Origin of the sequence: Kineococcus indalonis (assembly GCF_009906395.1) — a bacterium.
Lineage (GTDB): Bacteria > Actinomycetota > Actinomycetes > Actinomycetales > Kineococcaceae > Kineococcus > Kineococcus indalonis.
Genome location: NZ_JAAALM010000513.1, coordinates 1 through 2,857 on the forward strand (window position 1 = coordinate 1; position 2,857 = coordinate 2,857).

The window sequence follows — 2,857 nt, forward strand, 5'->3', positions numbered from 1 at the left end:
CACGGGGGGGAGCACGGAGGCCCACCGGCGTGCGCCGGCGGGCCTCCGCTGCGGGTGGGGTCGGGTCAGCCGACGCGCACCTGCATGAACGAGTCCTGAGCGCTGGTGCTCACGACCGTGATCCTCGTGCCGGTCCTGGGCACGTCGACGCCGGACCAGCCGTCGGCGTCGGGCTGCTCACCGGGTGCGACGTACCAGTCCTTCGTGTCGTCGAAGACCGGCACGGCGGGCAGGCCGCCGTAGGTGCCGGCCGCACCGGTGTCCGGGTCGTGCAGGGTGATGCGGTCGGTGGCCTGCTTGCCGAAGGTGGAGTCGTACGACTGCACCCGCGGGCGCCAGCTCTCGCCGTCGGTGCGGTTCGCGCCCTCGTCGTCGGTGGGCTCGTGCAGCAGGCCCGGGTGGGCGTCGACCGGCAGGACGAGCCCGCCGCCGGGGTGCGAGCCGACGTTGTTGTCGGCGTACCGGGAGTTCCAGTAGGTCACCAGCAGGCCGTCCTGGTACGGGTAGCGCTCGGCCCAGTCCGGGCGGGAGCGGTCGCCGAAGTTGTACGGGCCGGTGGCCAGGCTGGCGTCGTAGCCGCGGTACTGGCGGTACTCGGCGAGGTAGGCGTTGAAGAACGACTCCGTCGCGGTGCCGGTGCTGACGGTGAACCCGTCCAGGGTCCACGAGGTCACCGGGGTCCCGCCCAGGCGCACGGCGTCCACCTGCAGGCCGGGGCGGGACTCCGCGCCGTCGGTCCAGTAGCGGAACCCGACCAGCGCGCCGGCGGGCACGCCCGCCAGGGGGGCGCGCAGGTCCACCCACTGCCCGCCGCTGGTGCCGGTGATGCCCTGGCCGAGGTTCTGGCCGTTGGGGTCGGTGGTGGTGGAGCGGCTGGTGGGCAGGGCGGTGAAGGTCCTGCCGCCGTCGGTGGACCAGCCGGCGTAGGCGTAGTCCCAGTCCGTCTCGATGTCGTACTTCACCTTCGCGGTGAGCTCGTCCGCGCCGGCGGGCAGCGGCGCGAGCATGGTGTTGTCCAGGTCGTCGCCGGAGCCGGAGTACCAGAAGTCCGCGCCCTCGTACGGGGTGCCGATCGTCGTGGTGACCTCCCGGTCGGGCAGGTTCACCACGAGGGCCTGGGCCTGCTTGGTGTTCGCCTCGGCCGGCCCGAGCTTGGTGTTCGCCCTGGCGCCGGCGGCGACGACCTCGTGGTTGAGCCAGCCGAGCTGCAGCTTCTCCCAGGCGCCCATGTGCATCGGCTCGGTGCCGATGCCGTCCTCGGGGCGGCCGCTGCTGCCGTAGGAGCCGGAGGACATCAGCGACCAGAACGCGGTGGAGTTCTCCGCGCCGCCGGAGTTGCCGGAGGTGTCGTACAGGTCGGGCAGGCCCAGGTCGTGGCCGAACTCGTGGGCGAAGACGCCGACGCCGCCGTTCTCCGGCTCGACGGTGTAGTCGCCGACCCAGTACTTCGACTGCCCGATGCGGGTGCCGCCGAGCGGGTTGGCCGTGCTGCCGACCACGGGGCCGCCGGTGCCGACGGGGGTGGTGCGGTTGTACCAGCGGTGCGACCAGATGGCGGCCTGCCCGAGGGCGCCGCCGCCGACCTCCTCGCCCTCGCCGGCGTGCACGGCCTGGAAGTGGTCGATGTAGCCGTCGGGCTCGTCGAAGTCGCCGTCGCCGTCGAAGTCGTAGCGGTCCCACTGGTCGAACCGGGACAGCTCCTGGTCCACCTGCGCGGCCGACTTGCCGGCGGCCAGCTGCTGGGCGTACCAGCCGTTGAGGGAGTCGTTGACGAACCTCCACGCCGCGGCGTCGCCGAGCGCGTTGTCGCCGTAGGAGGCGCCGGTGCCGGGCAGGCGCACCCAGTCGGTGACGGTGCCCTCGACCGTGTAGCGGCCGGAGGAGACCTCGTCGTAGTAGCCGGCCATCGACACGTCGCCGTCGGCCTGCGAGAACAGCAGGTCCTGGTAGTACGGCTGGGAGAAGTCCTGCGTCCAGATGGTGGTGTTGTCCACCGACCGGTCCGGTGCGGGGATGCGGTTGTGCGGCAGGTCGCTGAACTCCCCGAGCACGGTGAAGATCTGGTCGGTGTCCTCGCGGGCGAGCTCGACGAACTGCCCCTTGGCGACCTCGACGACCCCGCCGTCCCCGCGCGGGGTGGCCTCGCCGCGCAGGACCTTCTCCAGGCCGGCCTGGCGCAGGGCGCGCTGCTTGTCGCCGAGCGGGTCGGGCAGGTCGTGCGCGCGGCCGGTGCCCTGGACGCCGGGGGCGGCCCCCTGGGCGGGGCTCGCGGGTGCCGCGGGAGCGGACGGTGCTGCGGGGGGTGCTGCGAGGAGTGCTGCGGGGGGTGCCGCGGAGGCGACCGCGGGGGTGGCCGCGACGAGCGCGGCGCCCACGACGGCGCACAGGGTTCTTCTCAACGCACGTGCTCCTGGTCTCGACGGGGGGTGGCGCCCGCGCGCCGGAGGGTCTCCGGCGACGGTGTCGGGCGGCCGGGTGCGACTTTATGTCACCCACACGGTTCGTCAAGACACGTAACAGACCGTTAACAGAGTGCCCCGTCGAACTGTCCTCGGGGAGCGGCCGGGCGGGGCGGTTGACACGGCGGCCCCGCGCCGGGCACGGTGTCCCCACGACCATCGAGAGCGGCCGAGAGACCTGGCTCGACGACGCCGCAGCAACCCCCCTCCCGCAGGGCGTGGGTGCTTCCGCCAGGACCGATGGAGGGCACGGCATGACGCAGGACCGCACCACCGAGCTGCACTCGCGCCGGCACGTCGACCTGTGCCGCTGCGGTTCCGCCGCCTGTCGCTGACGACCCGCGGAACCCCTCCCGACCGCGGGTCGTCAGCGACAGGCGGCGGAACCGCAGCGGCAC

Annotated in this window: 1 protein-coding gene and 1 riboswitch; the gene reads right to left on the reverse strand. The window is 73.3% G+C overall.

The window, feature by feature from the left end; translation table 11 throughout:
• Positions 1–65 precede the first annotated feature (65 nt).
• Complete coding sequence (locus GTR00_RS18200; protein ID WP_166612988.1) at positions 66–2,399, reverse strand: immune inhibitor A domain-containing protein; 2,334 nt, start codon at positions 2,397–2,399, stop codon at positions 66–68.
• 213 nt (positions 2,400–2,612) lie between these two features.
• A riboswitch (SAM riboswitch) is annotated at positions 2,613–2,706 on the forward strand.
• Positions 2,707–2,857: the final 151 nt, after the last annotated feature.